This window comes from Pseudomonas sp. 30_B (genome assembly GCF_017491605.1).
GTDB lineage: Bacteria > Pseudomonadota > Gammaproteobacteria > Pseudomonadales > Pseudomonadaceae > Pseudomonas.
Map to the genome: position 1 here is coordinate 64,972 of NZ_JAFGYY010000002.1, position 16,264 is coordinate 81,235.

The window sequence follows — 16,264 nt, forward strand, 5'->3', positions numbered from 1 at the left end:
ACGCCATCCTACGGACTGGGCTGAACCAGCTTCTCCACCAGCCGCCGTGTCAGCGGGGCGATGACCAGCACCAGCGGGAATGCGATGCACCAGCTGCTGAGCCAGGCGCCCAGCCAGAGCTGGGTGAGGTCGGGGACGAGGCCGACGGCGCGGAAGGTGGAAAGGCCGGAGACCAGCAGGGTCATCACGCCGGAGAGGATCAGTGCGAACAGCAGTGGGCTGTAGCGGCGGGCGATCATGCGTGAGCCTCCTGCGCAGCTTCCATCTGCGGTTGGTGCAGGCGGGCGAGGGTTTCGGCGAAGTGCTGGCCGAACATGCGCGCGGTCTTCAGGTCGCCGGGGGCGAAGTCCTGGGCGGTCTTGTCGGCCTGGGCCATCAGCCCGGACCAGGAGCCGAGGCGGTTGGCGGCTTCGTCGTAGGGCACGCCCAGGTGCTGCTCGGGAAGGATCGGATTGCCGGCCCAGAGCATGCCGTGCTGCATGCAGAAGGTGAACAGCGAGATCAGTGTGGACTGCTTGTCGCCGGCCGGCAGCGCCGAGACGGTGAAGCCGGCGGCGAGGCGGCCGCGCAGTTTCTGCTGGCGCCAGAGCGGGCCGGTGGCGTCCATCAGGGCCTTCATCGGCGCTGAGACGCCGCCCAGGTAGGTGGGGGAGCCGAGGATCAGGCCGTGATAGGCGAGCAGGGCGTCGGGGCGTTCGATCAGGTCCTGGGCCTTGAGCAGGTGCACGTTGCAGCCGGGCACGAGGCTGGCGCCGCTGGCGATGGTCTGGGCGATCCGCTCGGTGCGGCCGCTGGCGCTGTGGTAGAGGATGGCGAGGGTCTTCATGGTTTCTCCGTGGGTTCACGCAAGGGGAAGGGCGCGTCCGGTGTGCTCGGAGCGGGCTTGGTGTAACCCTACGAGTTCAAGTGAACTTGAGGTCAAGGGGGATCCCATGGGAGGGGCAGGCGCGGTGAAATGGCTCCTGGAAAAGCAGTTTTCGTAGGGCCGAGGAGCGCGTTGGGCAAAGGTTTGCCCATGTGTAGGGCGTACAACCGTTCGCGGTTGTACGCCGCTGTACCGTACTCATTGTCGGCGTATGGCTGAATTCGGAGTGCTGTAACGCGGCAGCTCCGTGACCAGCTCCGGAGCGTTCGGGAGCTAAGGTCAAACGGCGTATAACGTCGAACGTTATACGCCCTACGCGCTGGCCAGCCTTTGCATAGGCCTTGCAGGCTGAGAAGCGCTTCTGGCGGCGGATAACCCGTTCCGGGTTATGCGCCCTACGAACTGGATCAGTGCTCGGCGAATGCGGCCTCGACCAGCGCCGGCAAGGCCACACCCGCCGCGCTGGCGAGGGCGAAGTCGCGTTCGCCGTGCAGCGGTCCCGGCGTCGGGTTGATGTGCAGCAGCGTGGCGCCGGCGCGCCAGGCGACCTGGGGGATTTCCGCTGCCGGGTAGACCACGCCCGAGGTGCCTACTGAGATCAGCAGGTCGCAGTTTTCGGCGGCTTCGAAGGCGTGGGTCATGGCGTTCATCGGCAGGCCTTCGCCGAACCACACCACGCCGGGGCGTAGCGGAGCGCCGCAATGGGCGCAGGCGGGCGGGGTGACGTGGCGGCCGGCTTCGGGCTCGTCCGGGATCGGCAGTGGCTCGTCCGGCTCGCGCTGGCAGGTGAAGCAGCGTGGGCGTTCGAGCTGGCCGTGGAGGTGGATGACGTCGTGGCTGCCGGCGCGCTCGTGGAGATCGTCGACGTTCTGAGTGATCAGCGTGAGCTTCGGCACCTTGCCGGCCAGCGCGGCGATAGCCAGGTGAGCGGGATTGGGCCGGGCGCGGTGTACGAGGCTGCGGCGCCACTGGTACCAGCCCCAGATCAGCGACGGGTCGGCGCGGAAGGCGTCGGCGGTGGCCAGCCGGGACGGCTCGAAGCGCGCCCAGAGGCCGGTGAGCCGGTCGCGGAAGGTGGGGATGCCGCTTTCGGCGGAAACCCCGGCACCGGTGAAGACCACGACATGACAGGCATCGCGCAGGGCTTCGAGCAGGGCGGGTTCGAAGGTCATGGCGCGCTTCCGGAAAGGCTGGAGGCATTGTCCAGTCGGTTGCGGCCAGCACCCTTGGCGCGGTACAGGGCCTGGTCGGCGGTGCCGATCAGGGCAGCGGCGGGGGCGTCCGAACCTGCCGGGAGAGTGGCGATGCCGATGCTGGCGGTTACCCGGCCGAACGGGCTGCCAACGTGGGTCAGGTTGCTCTGCCAGAGGTGCTGCAGGAACTGCTCGGCCACGGCCTGCGCCCCGGCGTTGTCGGTGTTGGGCAGGATCACCGCAAGCTCTTCGCCGCCATAGCGCGCCGCCAGGTCGCCGGGGCGCCGTACGCTGTCGGCCAGCAGTTGGCCGATGTTGCGCAGGCAGTCGTCGCCGGCGGGGTGGCCGTAGGTGTCGTTGAAGCGCTTGAAATAGTCGACGTCGATCAGCAGCAGGCTCAGCGGGCTCTGTTCGCGGTAGGCGCGGCGCAGTTCGGCGGTGAGGCGGTCGTCGAAGCTACGGCGGTTCTGCAGGCCCGTGAGCGGGTCGCGCGAGGCCAGCACTTCGAGCTGGTGGTTGGCCTTGAGCAGTTCTTCGCGGGCGGCCACCAGCAGGCCTTCGGTGCGGATGCGGCGCTGGATCGCGAGGATCATCAGGATGCCGATGATGACGATCACCAACAGCAGGCCGACTGCGATGGCCACCGTGCGCACGGCGTCGGCGCGCCAGGAGGCCAGGGCTTCGTCCTTGCCCAGGGCGACTGCGGTCACCAGCGGATAGCGCTCGTTCTTGCGGAAGGCGTAGATGCGCTCGATGCCGTCCAGCGAGGAGTTGAAGGAGGCGGTGCCGACCATGGCGTGGTCGAGGTAGCCGGTGAAGATCGGCGAGCGTGACAGCACGCGGCCCATATCGGCCTGGCGGAACGGGTAGCGCACCAGCACCTGGCCGTTGCTGGTGGTGACGCCGATGGCGCCGTGCTGGCCGATGTCGATCTTGCCGAACAGCTGGAGGAAGTTCTCCACGCCCAGGGTGGCGGAGATGACGCCGGCGAAGCGGCCGTCGGGATGGTTGTAGCGGCGGCTGACGGTGATCACCCACTTGCCGCTGGAGCGGCTGCGGATCGGTTCGCCGATGTAGGCGTCGGTAGATGGGTTGTCACGATGGTGAATGAAGAAGGAGCGGTCGGCGCTGGTGGCACCGGCTGGAACATTGCCATTGGAGACCATCAGCCAGTTGCCGTTGGCGTCGTAGATGACGATGCCATCGAGCTGATTGAGCAGCGATTGCTGGCGCTGAGCCAGGTGGCGCAGACGCTCCAGTTGAGCGGGGGTGGTGCCATCGGTTTCCAGGCGCTCGGCCAGGCCCAGGAGCAGCATGGAGCTCTGGGTGATGATGCCTTCGACGTAGGTGTCCAGCGCCTGGGTCAGGTTGAGGTTGTGGGTGTAGGCCTTGGCGAGGGTGCGTTCTCGGGCGGCCCACAGCTCCCAGGCGGTGGCCATTGCCACGGTCAGGCTGATGACCGTCAGCAGGAGTACGGCAAGGCGGATGTCGCGTTTCAATCGGGCCTCATTGAGTCAGTAGCGGTGGCGTCTGCCACCCGGCAGAGAGACGCCGGCTGGGCGCGCCGGGTTACGTTGTGCAGTCAAACCGTCGGCGGGCCACTGAGTTGCACGCGGTTGCGCCCGTCCTGCTTGGCGCAGTAAAGGTGCTGGTCGCACCGCGCAAGCAGGTCGAGCGGCTCGTTCAGGCCCTCTTCGCTGGCCAGCGCCGCCCCGAGGCTGATGGTGAGGTAGCGCAGGTCGTCGGGTCGGTGCTGGTGTTCGATGTTCAGGCTGGCCACCTGCTCGCGCAGGCGTTCGGCCACACGGCGCAGATCGTCGACGCTGCCGGTTTCAAGCAGTACGACGAACTCCTCGCCGCCATAACGATAGACGCTGGCGCGGCCGCCGCGCAGGCTGCCGACCAGGGATTCGGCGACCCTGCACAGGCAGCGGTCGCCGCTCTGGTGGCCGTAGTGGTCGTTGTAGGGTTTGAAGTAATCGATATCCACCAGCAGCAGGGCGAAGGGTCGGCCGTGGGCGCGCATGCCGTCCCAGCTGGTCTTGAGCTGGGCGTCCAGGGCGCGGCGGTTGCCGACGCCGGTCAGCGCGTCGGTGCTGGCCAGCTCCTGAAGACGCAGGTTGAGCGAGGCCAGTTCGGCGCGCTGGCGGCGCTCTTCCTGGTCGGCGAGGAAGGCCTCGCGCACGCCGCGGATATTGGTCCAGCTGATGAACAGGCTGAACAGCGCCACCGGCAGGTAGACCAGGGTGAAGATCAGCACGGGCTTGGTCGCGCCGTCATGGATCAGCCAGACGTTATAGAGAATGATCGTCGAGATGATCGCCGAGATCAGGGCAATGCCCCTGAACGAATAGCGCACCCCGAGGTTGCCGAGGAGGATGAACACCACCGAGGCATAGAGGAAGAAGGGCACGTCGGGCGAGGCGCTGCGCTTGAGCAGTTCGAACCAGGCGAGGGTGGAGATGATGTCGTGCACCGGCATCAGCAGGTCCATCAGCAGAACGCTGCGGCTGAAGCGGAACACCAGGAAGATGTTGAGCAGGCCGATAAGGCTCAGGCCGGTGCGCAGCAGCAGCGATTCCTTTGCCATGTCCGGGATCAGCAGGGCGTCGGCCAGCACGTAGGAATCGTAGGCCGCCATGGCGATGAAGTTGATCGCCAGCAGGAAGCGCCGGTAATGCCGGATGACATAGGCCTTGTAGGCGACGCGCAGGCTGGGCGGCATCTTGCCCTGGGACTGCCGGGAAGGCTCGGCGGAAAACTCGGGTAGGGTCATCGGGGGGAGCCTGTGTCTGCCGTCCTGGCGAATGCTGGCCAGTGGCTAGAGTAGGGGGCGGTTCGAGCGCCGTCCAGCAGGTTGGTATACAGCGGGGCGAGCGCGGGGCTGGATTGGATCTTTCACCTGTGCCGCTAATGGATCTTTATGCGGTGCCAATGCATCGGCATGATGGCGCCATCCCCTGATTTCGAGGCCAGCATGTACGTACCCGCACACTTTGAGGAAAACCGTCCTGACGAGCTGCACCGGCTGATCCGCGAGCATCCGCTGGGCATTCTGGTGACCGCTCATGCCGGCGTGCTGGACGCCAACCACCTGCCTTTCGAACTGCTGCCGGAGGGCGACAGGCCCCTGCTGCGTGCCCACGTCGCGCGCAACAACCCGGTATGGCAGGAGGCCGATGGCGAAGAGGTGCTGGTGATCTTCCGCGGTGACCACGCCTACGTCTCGCCCAACTGGTACCCGAGCAAGCACGAGGCGCATCGCCAGGTGCCGACCTGGAACTACCAGGCGGTGCATGTGCGCGGCCGCCTGAAGGTGATGGACGAAGAGCGTTTCGTGCGCGGCGTGGTCGGGCGTCTGACCCGTACCCACGAGGCGGGCGAGGAGCGGCCGTGGAAGATGAGCGATTCCACGCCGGAGTTCATCAGTGGAATGCTGGCGAACATCGTCGGCATCGAGGTGGAGATCAGCGAGATCGTCGGCAAGTCCAAGCTCAGCCAGAACAAGGAGGACCGGGATCGGCTGGGGGCTGCCGGGGAGCTGGAACAGCGCGGCAGCGTGGAGCTGGGCGGGGCGATGCGATCGGTGTAGGAGCGGACGGAGTCCGCGATTGCTTCCAGGTAACCTTCATGGTCGGATCGCGGAGAGGCGCCGCTCCTACGGCAGCGCATTGGCAGCTATTCGTCGCATCGGCGTGGACTGGGGCCAATCGCGGACGGAGTCCGTTCCTACGCTCACGGGTGGTTTGTAGGAGCGGGCCACGCCCGCGATCAGCGCGGAGGGTGCTATAGCCCGCCCAACAGGTCGTGGGAATCCAGCAGGCGCCAGGCGATTTCCGGGTTCTTCTCCATGCTCCGGCGGATCGCAGCCGGGATGGCCTGGCGGGTCTTGCGGCAGAGGCCGGGCTGTTCGTCGAAGTCGAATTCGATGCCGCGCACGGTCCGTACTTCATTGAAGCCGGGGGCGATGTGCAGACGGATGCCGAGCTGCTCGAAAAGCTTGTGCTGCATGCGCTGCAGGTCGGCCAGGTCCTTGAGGTTTTCCAGGCGCTCCAGCAGGCGCTGCTCCTCGTGCCGGGTCAGCAGCAGGATGCGCAGGTCCGCATTGGGATTCTCCAGCAGCCGCTCGCGGTGGCAGTCGCAGGCACCGGGTGGGCATTGCTGGCGAAGCGGGGGTGTGGAGGTCATGTTCCCGATCATAGCGGGGGATCGGGGCTTGTTGTAGGAGCGAGCTTGCTCGCGAACGAATTTCCCGGCGGCTCCGGCGCAGGGCGGTTCGCGAGCAAGCTCGCTCCTACAGGGTGAGTGACCGGCGGACTTAATGTGCCGGCTTGCGAATGGTCTTGAGCAGGTCTTCCGGGCTGATCTGCCCGACGATGTTGCTCACGCCTTCGCTGCCCGGCTGCGGCAGGCCGAGGATGTGGCCCTTGATCTTGCCGATCACATGCATCTCGCACGGCTTGCAGTCGAACTTCAGGGTCAGCACTTCGTCGCCGTGGATCAGCTGCATCGGCTGCACCTTGGTGCGCACGCCGGTGACGCCCTTGGCCTGTTTCGGGCACAGGTTGAAGGAGAAGCGCAGGCAGTGCTTGGTGATCATCACCGGCACTTCGCCCGTCTCTTCGTGGGCCTCGTAGGCGGCGTCGATCAGCTGCACGCCGTGGCGGTGGTAGAACGCGCGGGCCTTCTCGTTGTACACGTTGTACAGGAACGACAGGTGCGACTCCGGGTACACCGGCGGCGGGCTGGTCTCGGCCTTGCGGCCACCGCGCGGGTGGGCCTGCACGCGGGCTTCGGTGAGCGCGTCGATGGCCTCGCGGCGCAGGGCCTTGAGCTGGGAGTTGGGGATGAAGAACGCCTGCGGGGCGTCCAGCTCGATGCTGTCGGCGTGGTACTGGGTGGTGCCCAGCTGGCCGAGCAGGTCGTGCAGCTGGTCCAGCGCCTGTTCCGGTTTGTTGGCGACGCCGAACGGGCCGTCCAGGGTGACGCTGGCGCTGACGCCTTCCTCGCTGGTGGCGGTCAGTTCCAGGCGTTCCTCGCGCAGCCTGGCGACCCACGACAGGCCGACGCGACGCTCGGCGGAGGTCTTGAGCAGCGCCTGCTGCCAGTTGTGGTCGAGGTTGCGCGACAGCGGGTGGTTCGGGCGCAGGCGGTAGAGGCCTTCGGGCATCTCGTTGGGCTCGACGCGGTAGCGGTAGCGCTTCTCGCCGTCTTCCTCGAACTCGCCTTTAGGTTCGGCGATGTTGGCGCGGAAGCCGACCACTTCGCGCTTCACCAGCACGTTGAGGCCGTCGCCATTGGACAGCGGGTCCTTGGTCACCACCATCAGATCGCGCTTGCCGACTTTCTCCACGGTGCCCACCGGCAGGCCGGTGAAGGTCGGCGAGTCGAAGGCGCCGATGTCGATCTTGCGCTCGCTGACGAAGTAGTCGGTGCTGCCGCGGTGGAAGGTCTTGTCCGGGTCCGGTACGAAGAAGTGGTCGGTGCGGCCGCTGGAGGCGCGGGCCAGGTCCGGGCGCTCGGCGAGGATGCCGTCCAGGCGCTGGCGGTAATAGGCGGTGATGTTCTTCACGTAGCCCATGTCCTTGTAGCGCCCTTCGATCTTGAAGGAGCGCACGCCGGCGTCCACCAGGGCGCTGAGGTTGGCGCTCTGGTTGTTGTCCTTCATCGACAGCAGGTGCTTCTCGAAGGCCACCACGCGGCCCTGGTCATCCTTCAGCGTGTAGGGCAGGCGGCAGGCCTGGGAGCAGTCGCCGCGGTTGGCGCTGCGGCCGGTCTGGGCATGGGAGATGTTGCACTGGCCGGAGAAGGCCACGCACAGCGCGCCGTGGATGAAGAACTCGATGGCGGCATCGGTCTCGTCGGCGATGGCGCGGATTTCCTGCAGGTTCAGCTCACGGGCCAGCACCAGCTGGGAGAAGCCGGCCTGATCGAGGAACTTCGCCCGTTCCAGGGTGCGGATGTCGGTCTGGGTGCTGGCGTGCAGCTCGATCGGCGGGATGTCCAGCTCCATGATGCCCATGTCCTGCACGATCAGCGCATCGACACCGGCGTCGTAGAGCTGGTGGATCAGCGCGCGCGCCGGCTCCAGCTCGTTGTCGTGGAGGATGGTGTTGATCGTGGTGAACACCCGCGCGTGGTAGCGATGGGCGAACTCCACCAACTGGGCGATATCGCTCACCTCGTTGCAGGCATTGTGCCGCGCGCCGAAGCTCGGGCCGCCGATGTAGACGGCGTCGGCGCCATGCAGGATGGCCTCGCGGGCGATGGACACATCGCGGGCAGGGCTGAGCAGTTCCAGATGGTGTTTGGGCAGGGACATGGTTTCTTCTTTATCAGGCGTGGCACGGGCAATCGCGCATTGTACCGGCCAAACGCCGCGCCGGCACCCGTGGCGTGCCGGCCGGCGTGGCGGTTGGTCGCCTGAAGGGCAGGGCGCCTAGCTCAGGGCGCTGCCGATCACCTCATGGATGCGCTTGGCGATGTGCTCGACGTGGGTTTCCAGGGCGAAGTGGCCGGTGTCCAGCAGCTCGATCACCGCGTTGGGGTTGTCGCGGGCGAAGGCTTCGGCGCCCGGCGGGATGAAGATCGGGTCGTGCTTGCCCCAGATGATCAGCGACGGCAGCCGGGTGGCGCGGAAGAACGCCTGGAAGTCGGGGTAGAGCTTCAGGTTGTCCTGGTAGTCGTAGAACAGGTCGAGCTGGATGTCCTTGTTGCCCGGACGCTCGATCAGCAGGGCGTCGAGGGTGTAGGTCTCGGGGGCAATCAGGTTCGGGTCCGACGCGCCTTCGACGTAGTGCAGGCGGACACCTGCACGGGTCAGCAGGGCGTCGTGCACCACCTGGCGGTTGGCGGCGGACGGATCGGCCCAGTAGGTGCGGATCGGCGCCCAGACATCGCCCAGGCCTTCCAGGTAGGCATTGCCATTCTGCGAGATCAGCGCGGTGACCCGCTCCGGGTGCGCCAGCGCGAGTCGCAGGCCGGTGGGTGCGCCGTAGTCGAAGACGTACAGGGCGTAGCGCTCAAGACCCAGCACCTCGACGAAGGCGCCGAGGGTGAGGGCGAGGTTGGCGAAGCTGTAGCGATAGTCGCGCTCGGCCGGCACTTCGGTGAAGCCGAAACCGGGCAGGTCGGGGGCGATGACATGGAAGCGTTCCGCCAGCAGCGGAATCAGGTTGCGGAACTGGTGCGACGAACTGGGGAAACCGTGCAGCAGCAGGAGCACGGGCGAGCCCGGCTGGCCGGCCTCGCGGTAGAACACGCGGACGCCGTCGGCGTCGGCGAAGCGGTAATGGATGGCGGTGTCGGTGTGGGCGATAGCGTTCATGTCGAGGTCCTTTTGTAACTTGTTAAAAGTTGTTTATGGGTTACTTCGAGGGCAAATCTGGACTTGCCTTTGTAACCTGTCAAATTAATTTATAGAGGTTACATTGTCGGACGGACGAACGGTCGTCTCAAGGTGATGTAACTTGCTAAATGGATATGAAGGGTTACGATGAGCGCATTCCTGCCAGGAGGCCGCCGTCATGAGCGCACCGACCCTCGAACCCTTCGTGATCGCCGATCACCCCGCGCTGGACATGATCAACACCGTGGCGGTGGTGGACGGGCAGTTGGTGGACTTCTGGCAGTCCGACGCCGACGTACTGGCCTGGCTCGAACGCATGGAACTGCGGCGTGATGGCGCCGGCCGATTCGCCAAGGGCGCGTTGCTGGACGCCGCCCGAACCTTGCGCGAGGCGGTGCGTGAATTGGTGCTCAAGCGCAAAGGCGGGCTGCGCGGCGACCCTGCGGCGCTCAACCGTTTCCTGCTGCAGGCGGCCAGTCACCCACGGCTGGTCTGGGAAGGCGTCGAGGCGCCGCACCTGGAACGGGTCGGCGAACACGCATCGCCGGAACAACTGCTCGCGCCCCTGTCGGAACTCGCCGCCACGCTGCTGGCTGAAGGGGACTTCAACCTGGTACGCAAGTGCGAGCATCCCGATTGCGTGCTGTGGTTCTACGACCGCACCAAGTCGCACCGCCGGCGCTGGTGCAGCATGGCGGCGTGCGGCAACCGGCATAAGGTGGCGGAACACCGCAAGCGACAGCGCGGGGAGTAGGGCCTCATCGTAGGACGTACAACCGTTCGCGGTTGTACGTCGATGCTCCGCGCATATTTCGAGATCCGTGGGCACGTCCTGAGTGCCCGGCTGCCCGGCAATCGCGGCTTCGTAGCCAGCCTCGGTGCGCTCCGGGGGCATGGTCAGGCGGCGTCAGTCGCATCTCCTCTGCTGCTTCTCTGCCGTACTGCCCAGTCGTGGCGCGGCCTGGAGAGGGGCTTGCAAAACTGCAAAGTCCCCCTGCAACCCTGTCTGTTCCGCGCTTTCGAGTGATCGGCAAAGATGTTTCCACGGTTCGGCACCACCCTCGAAACCACCGGACCTGGATCACCACCAAGACCTACCCACTCACGCAACGCAGAAGGAAAACATCATGACCGCTATCGCCAAAGCTGCTCCGGGCAAGACCCTGCTGAACCCGGCCGACCACACCCTGATCATGATCGACCACCAGTCGCAAATGTCCTTCGCGACCAAGTCCATCGACGCAGTGACCCTGCGCAACAACGCCGCCCTGGTGGCCAAGGCCGCCAAGGAATTCGACGTCTCCACCATCCTCACCACCGTTGCCGAGAAGAGCTTCTCCGGCCCGATCTTCGGCGAGATCAAATCGGTCTTCCCCGAGCACAACGTCATCGACCGTACCAGTATGAATACCTGGGAAGACCCGCGTATCGCGGTGGAGGTCAACAAGTTCGGCAAGCAGAAGATCGTCCTCGCGGGCCTCTGGACCTCGGTGTGCATCGTCGGCCCGGCGCTGTCGGCCATCGACCAGGGCTTCGAGGTGTACGTGATCGCCGATGCCTGTGGCGACGTGTCCACCGAAGCGCATGAAATGGCCCTGCAACGCATGATCCAGCTGGGCGCGCGCCCGATGACGTCGCTGCAATACCTGCTCGAACTGCAACGCGACTGGGCCCGTGGCGAAACCTACGACCAGACCGTGAAGACCTCCATCGAGCACGGCGGCGCCTACGGCCTGGGCCTGATCTACGCCAAGACCATGTTCAACGCCAGCGAAGGCCACTGATCGGCCTATTGCACCCAGCCCTCCCTCGCTCTGGCGGGGGAGGCCACCCCAGGAGGGAGAAGCATGAACGTGCCCGTGAGTCGAGAGTCCGTGACGCTGATCATCCGCCACCGGGCCAAGCCCGGCCGTGCGGCGGAATACGAAGCCATCCTGCGTGAGCTGACCCACGCCGCCAGCGAGTTTCCCGGCCACCTGGGCGTGGACGTGATGCACCAGGGCGACGACTTCACCTCCGTGCTGCGTTTCGCCAGCGCCAACGAACTGCAGGTCTGGCTGGACTCCGCGAAGCGCCGCGAGCTGATCGGCCGCGCCACGCCGTTGCTGACCGACGGCGACCAGCAGGAGCTGCACAGCGACCACGAGTTCTGGTTCACCCCCGGGCAAAGCGACCAGCGGCAACCGCCGCGCTGGAAGCAGGCGGCGGTCTCCTACCTGGTGATCCTGCCGCTGGTGATGCTGGTGCCGCAGCTCTGGAAACCCCTGTTCGCATGGGTGCCGCCGCTGGGTGGTTTCGTACCGGCCAACATACTCATCACCCTCACCATCGTGTTGCTGGTGGTCTACGTTTTCATGCCACGGGTCACGCGCCTGTTCTCCGCCTGGCTCAATGCCCGCTGATCGCAAGAGGAGCATTTCCATGAATGCCGACCTGATCCTGACCAACGGCCGCTTCCACACGGTCGATCGCGAAAAGCCCAGCGCCACCGCCGTGGCCATTGCCGATGGCAAGTTCATCGCCGTGGGCACCGACGCCGAAGCCATGGCCCTGCGTGGCGGCGCCACCCGCGTCATCGACCTGAAAGGGCGCACGGTGATTCCCGGTCTCAACGACTCGCACCTGCACCTGATTCGCGGTGGCCTGAACTACAACCTGGAACTGCGTTGGGAAGGTGTGCCGTCCCTGGCCGACGCCCTGCGCATGCTCAAGGAGCAGGCCCTGCGCACGCCCTCGCCGCAATGGGTGCGGGTGGTGGGCGGCTGGAACGAATTCCAGTTCGCCGAACGGCGCATGCCGACGATTGAAGAGTTGAACCAGGCGGCGCCGGACACCCCGGTGTTCGTCCTGCACCTGTATGACCGCGCGCTGCTCAACCGCGCCGCGCTGCGGGTGGTTGGTTACACCAAGGACACGCCGAACCCGCCCGGCGGCGAGATCGTCCGCGACAGCAACGGCGACCCCACCGGCATGCTGATCGCCCGGCCCAACGCGATGATCCTCTATGCGACCCTGGCCAAGGGACCGAAGCTGCCGTTCGAATACCAGGTCAACTCCACCCGCCAGTTCATGCGCGAGCTGAACCGACTGGGCGTCACCAGCGCCATCGATGCCGGCGGCGGTTTCCAGAACTACCCGGACGACTACCAGGTGATCCAGCAGCTGGAAAAAGACGACCAGCTCACCGTGCGCATCGCCTACAACCTGTTCACCCAGAAGCCCAAGGAAGAGCTGGCCGACTTCAAGAACTGGACCAGCAGCGTCACCTACGGCCAGGGCAGCGACTTCCTGCGCCACAACGGCGCCGGCGAGATGCTGGTGTTCTCGGCGGCCGACTTCGAGGACTTCCTCGAACCGCGCCCGGACCTGCCCGGCACCATGGAAGCGGAGCTGGAGCCAGTGGTGCGTCACCTGGTGGAGCAACGCTGGCCGTTCCGCCTGCACGCGACCTATGACGAATCCATCTCGCGCATGCTCGACGTGTTCGAGAAGGTCAATCGCGACATTCCGTTCAACGGCCTGCACTGGTTCTTCGACCACTGCGAGACCATCTCGCCGAAGAACATCGAGCGGGTGCGGGCGCTGGGCGGCGGCATCGCCATCCAGGACCGCATGGCCTTCCAGGGCGAGTACTTCGTCGACCGCTACGGCAAGCAGGCCGCCGAGATGACCCCACCGATCAAGCGCATGCTCTCCGAGGGCGTGCCGGTGGGCGCCGGCACTGACGCCACCCGCGTCTCCAGCTACAACCCCTGGACCTCGCTGTACTGGATGGTCAGCGGCAGGACCGTGGGCGGCATGGCGCTGTACCCCGAGGGCCTGTCCCGCGCCACCGCGCTGGAGCTGTACACCCACGGCAGCGCCTGGTTCTCCAACGAGCAGGGCCGCAAGGGCATGATCAAGGTGGGCCAGATGGCCGACGTCGCGGTGCTCTCGGCGGACTACTTCAGCGTGCCGGAGGAGGAGATAAAGACCATCGAGTCGGTGCTCACCGTGGTCGATGGCCGGGTGGTGTTCGGCAGCGGCGACTTCGAGCGCCAGGCGCCGACCGCGATTCCGGTGCTGCCGGACTGGTCGCCGGTGGCCAAGGTGCCGGGGCACTGGCGACCGCAGGCGCCGCTGCAACGCGCCGTGCACCAGTGCGCCGGCTCCTGCGGCGTGCATGGCCACAGCCATGAGCGGGCACGGCAGTCGAGCGTGCCGGTGAGTGACTTCCAGGGCTTCTGGGGCGCCTTCGGCTGTTCCTGTTTCGCCTTCTGATGATGACTCTGCGCGGGCCTCAGGGCCCGCGCTTTCCTTCCTTTTGCGCACTTCTCACAGACCAGCCGTCATGGCCGCGACGAGCAGCCCGGCGCCGATGTCGACCGGCGAGTCCCCACGCATCCTCCAGTCCAGGCCCTAGCGGTGCGTCGGCTCGAACGGCGCGCAGCCGATGTCGCGGCAGGCCAGGTTCTCGCCGCTGAACTGCGCCGCATCCTGGTCGAAGATGTCGCGCAGCCAGTCGCTCACCGCCTGGAAGCGGCCGATGCGGCCGGCGTCGCGGTGGCTGAGCAGCCAGATTTCCCGCGCCACCACCGGGCCGGTCAGGCGCACCAGACCGTTGCGCTCGCCGAGGATGCACGGCAGCAGGGCCATGCCCAGGCCGGTTTCGCAGGCGTGGGTGAGGGTGGTCACGCTGCTGGCGCGCAGCGCATAGCTGGCGCTGGGGGCGAAGTGACGCAGCCACTGCATTTCCGGGGTGTCGTCCAGCTCTTCGCCATAGGCCAGCCAGGGCTGCTGCGGCCAGTCCTGCGGCGGCAGCTCGGCGAGCGCCGTGGCGGCGTATACCGAGAAACCGATGTCGGCGACCTTGCGCATCACCAGTGCGGCATCCTCCTGCGGGCGCGCCAGGCGCAGTGCGAAGTCGGCCTCGCGGCGGGTGAAGGACAGCGAGCGGTTGGCCGGGACCAGTTGCAGTTGCAGGTTCGGGTAGGTGCGCGCCAGCTGCGGCATGTGCTGCACCAGCCAGTGGCTGAACAGGAAGTCGATCGACGTCAGGCGCACCGAGCCGGTGATGGCGCTGGCTTCGTTGCGGGTCTCCAGCAGCATGCTCTGCACGTCGCCGAGGATGCGCTCGCCGTAGGCGAGGAAGGCCTCGCCGGCGTCGGTGGGCTTGTAGCCGGCGTTGTCGCGGATGAACAGGCGCGTCTGCAGTGACGTTTCGGCCGCCACCAGGCGCCGGCTCATGGTCGAGGGATCGACGCCGAGCGCGCGGCCGGCGGCGCTCAGGCTGCCGTGGCGGGCCAGGGCGAGCAGGATCGGGATGTCGTTCCAGTCGAAGTTCATGGCGTTCTCCCGGCGATACGCCTGCTGATCAGAAGCGCACGTCGGCGGCGGAGATGACCTGGGCGCGCTGGCCGAAGCTGCTGATGCTGCCCAGCACGGCGTTGTGGTGGGCGCTGATCTGTGCGGCGCTGAGCACGGCGTTGTCCACGGTGGAGTGGGCGTCGCGCACCAGGGTTACTGCATAACCCTGGGCGAGGGCGCGGCGGGTGGTGGTGTCGACGCAGTAGTCGCTCTGCAGGCCGCAGATCACCAGGTGCCCGATATCGCGCGCCTGCAGCAGGTCGGCCAGCTCGGTGCGCAGGAAGGAGTCCGGGGTGGTCTTGCGGACCTTGAGGTCGCCTTCGCCGGTCAGCAGGCGCGGCTCCAGTTGCCAGGCTTCGCTCTGGTAGGGCAGGTCGCTGTCTTCGTGCTGGATCAGCACCACCGGCACGCCGGCCTCGCGTGCCGCACGGCTCATGCCGTTGATGCGCTGCAGCACGTTGTCGATATCGAAGCAGGGGTTGCTGCCGGAGCAGAGGTCGGACTGTACGTCGATGATCAGCAGGGCGGTGTTCATGGGGAATCCTGAAGGTCTGAAAAGGGCGACCGCAGGATGGTAGCTGCCCGCGCTGACCGGGCCAATGCTGGCGATGGTTTCGCGGGTGCATCGCTCCCGCGCGGGGCGGGAGCGATGCACGGCTCAGAGGAACATGCCGCCCGAGGCTTCCACGCGCTGGCCGTTGATCCAGCGGCTACCGTCGGAGAACAGCGCGGCGATGGCGCCGCCGATATCGTCCGGCAGGCCGACGCGGCCCAGGGCGGTGTTGCTGGCGATCTGCCGGTTGATCTCGGCGTTGTCGCGCACCAGGCCGCCACCGAAGTCGGTCTCGATGGCGCCGGGGGCGATGATGTTGACGCCGATGCCGCGCGCGCCCAGTTCCTTGGCCTGGTATTTGGTCAGCACTTCCATTGCGCCCTTCATGGCCGCGTAGGCGGCGTAGCCGGGCAGGGCGAAGCGGGTCAGGCCGGTGGAGACGTTGAGGATGCGCCCACCGTCTTTAATCAGCGGCAGCAGCTTCTGGGTGAGGAAGAAGGGGCCCTTGAGCTGGATGTTCAGCAACTGGTCGAACTGCGCCTCGGTGGTCTCGGCGAAGGCGGCGTGGATGCCGATGCCGGCGTTGTTCAGCAGGAAGTCGAAGCGCTCACGGCCGAAGGTGCTGCGCAAGCCGTCGCGGACTTGCTGGGCGAAGGCGTCGAAGCTGGCGCTGTCGGCCACGTCCAGCGGCAGCATCAGGGCGCGGCCGCCGTGCTGTTCGATCTCGGCGACCACTGCGCGGGCTTCGTCGGCTTGGCTGCGGTAGGTGCCGATGATGTCGATGCCGGCAGCGGCGAGGTGCAGGGCGGCGTTGCGGCCGAGGCCACGGCTGGCACCGGTGATGAGGGCGATCTTGCGGGTCATGGCGAAGCTCCGGTTGGGGTGGGGATGGAGAGAGCTTATTGTTCGTCGCCGTGGTGATAAATCTGCTGGTTTCGGAAATACTGGTCGGAGCTTCC

Annotated in this window: 16 protein-coding genes; 5 read left to right on the forward strand and 11 right to left on the reverse strand. The window is 66.4% G+C overall.

The features are described 5' to 3' along the window. Nucleotides 1-8: 8 nt before the first annotated feature. The 5 genes from J5M67_RS02440 to J5M67_RS02460 form a co-directional block, all read right to left on the reverse strand. Nucleotides 9-239 carry a DUF2798 domain-containing protein gene (locus J5M67_RS02440; RefSeq protein ID WP_207882958.1) on the reverse strand — a complete coding sequence of 77 codons (231 nt, stop codon included), beginning with the start codon at nt 237-239 and terminating at the stop codon, nt 9-11. Then, complete coding sequence (locus J5M67_RS02445; protein WP_207882959.1) at nt 236-826, reverse strand: flavodoxin family protein; 591 nt, start codon at nt 824-826, stop codon at nt 236-238. The genes J5M67_RS02440 and J5M67_RS02445 overlap by 4 nt, the downstream gene beginning before the upstream one ends. A gap of 446 nt (nt 827-1,272) precedes the next feature. After that, a complete protein-coding gene (locus J5M67_RS02450; protein ID WP_207882960.1) occupies nt 1,273-2,037 on the reverse strand; it encodes an NAD-dependent deacylase in 765 nt (254 codons plus the stop codon). After that, entirely contained in the window at nt 2,034-3,557 is a 1,524-nt protein-coding gene (locus J5M67_RS02455) for a sensor domain-containing diguanylate cyclase (protein ID WP_207882961.1), read from the reverse strand. Before J5M67_RS02455 ends, J5M67_RS02450 begins: the two co-directional genes overlap by 4 nt. An 83-nt stretch (nt 3,558-3,640) precedes the next feature. Beyond that, the gene (locus J5M67_RS02460; protein WP_207882963.1) at nt 3,641-4,834 is read right to left on the reverse strand and encodes a GGDEF domain-containing protein; all 1,194 of its coding nucleotides are present in this window, start codon (nt 4,832-4,834) and stop codon (nt 3,641-3,643) included. Nucleotides 4,835-5,035: 201 nt separating this feature from the next. On the opposite strand from J5M67_RS02460, the gene J5M67_RS02465 reads away from it, so the two are divergent. Further along, nucleotides 5,036-5,650 carry an FMN-binding negative transcriptional regulator gene (locus tag J5M67_RS02465; RefSeq protein WP_207882965.1) on the forward strand — a complete coding sequence of 205 codons (615 nt, stop codon included), beginning with the start codon at nt 5,036-5,038 and terminating at the stop codon, nt 5,648-5,650. Nucleotides 5,651-5,844: 194 nt separating this feature from the next. On the opposite strand, the gene J5M67_RS02470 is transcribed toward J5M67_RS02465, so the two are convergent. From J5M67_RS02470 to J5M67_RS02480, 3 genes are all read right to left on the reverse strand, one after another. Next, a complete protein-coding gene (locus J5M67_RS02470) occupies nt 5,845-6,246 on the reverse strand; it encodes a hypothetical protein (RefSeq protein ID WP_207882967.1) in 402 nt (133 codons plus the stop codon). Between the two features lie 130 nt (nt 6,247-6,376). After that, a complete protein-coding gene (locus J5M67_RS02475) occupies nt 6,377-8,380 on the reverse strand; it encodes a U32 family peptidase (protein ID WP_207882969.1) in 2,004 nt (667 codons plus the stop codon). 117 nt (nt 8,381-8,497) lie between these two features. After that, on the reverse strand, nt 8,498-9,385 hold the full coding sequence (locus J5M67_RS02480) for an alpha/beta fold hydrolase (protein ID WP_207882971.1): 888 nt from the start codon (nt 9,383-9,385) through the stop codon (nt 8,498-8,500). Nucleotides 9,386-9,584: 199 nt separating this feature from the next. Here J5M67_RS02480 and J5M67_RS02485 point away from each other — a divergent pair, with 199 nt between their 5' ends. From J5M67_RS02485 to J5M67_RS02500, 4 genes are all read left to right on the forward strand, one after another. Then, complete coding sequence (locus J5M67_RS02485; protein ID WP_207882973.1) at nt 9,585-10,160, forward strand: ABATE domain-containing protein; 576 nt, start codon at nt 9,585-9,587, stop codon at nt 10,158-10,160. Between the two features lie 373 nt (nt 10,161-10,533). After that, complete coding sequence (locus J5M67_RS02490; protein WP_207882975.1) at nt 10,534-11,190, forward strand: hydrolase; 657 nt, start codon at nt 10,534-10,536, stop codon at nt 11,188-11,190. A 63-nt stretch (nt 11,191-11,253) separates the two neighbouring features. Next, entirely contained in the window at nt 11,254-11,808 is a 555-nt protein-coding gene (locus tag J5M67_RS02495; protein ID WP_207882977.1) for an antibiotic biosynthesis monooxygenase, read from the forward strand. 19 nt (nt 11,809-11,827) lie between these two features. Then, nucleotides 11,828-13,666, forward strand: coding sequence for an amidohydrolase (locus tag J5M67_RS02500; RefSeq protein ID WP_207882979.1), 1,839 nt, complete (start codon nt 11,828-11,830; stop codon nt 13,664-13,666). Nucleotides 13,667-13,804: 138 nt separating this feature from the next. Here the strand turns inward: J5M67_RS02500 and J5M67_RS02505 are convergent, their stop codons facing one another. The 3 genes from J5M67_RS02505 to J5M67_RS02515 all read right to left on the reverse strand — a co-directional run bounded on the left by J5M67_RS02505 (nt 13,805) and on the right by J5M67_RS02515 (nt 16,169). After that, nucleotides 13,805-14,731, reverse strand: coding sequence for a LysR family transcriptional regulator (locus J5M67_RS02505; RefSeq protein WP_207882980.1), 927 nt, complete (start codon nt 14,729-14,731; stop codon nt 13,805-13,807). Between the two features lie 28 nt (nt 14,732-14,759). Next, nucleotides 14,760-15,287, reverse strand: a complete 528-nt coding sequence (locus tag J5M67_RS02510) for a cysteine hydrolase family protein (protein ID WP_207882982.1) — start codon at nt 15,285-15,287, stop codon at nt 14,760-14,762. A gap of 123 nt (nt 15,288-15,410) precedes the next feature. Continuing rightward, the gene (locus J5M67_RS02515) at nt 15,411-16,169 is read right to left on the reverse strand and encodes an SDR family NAD(P)-dependent oxidoreductase (RefSeq protein ID WP_207882984.1); all 759 of its coding nucleotides are present in this window, start codon (nt 16,167-16,169) and stop codon (nt 15,411-15,413) included. Between the last annotated feature and the right edge of the window lie 95 nt (nt 16,170-16,264).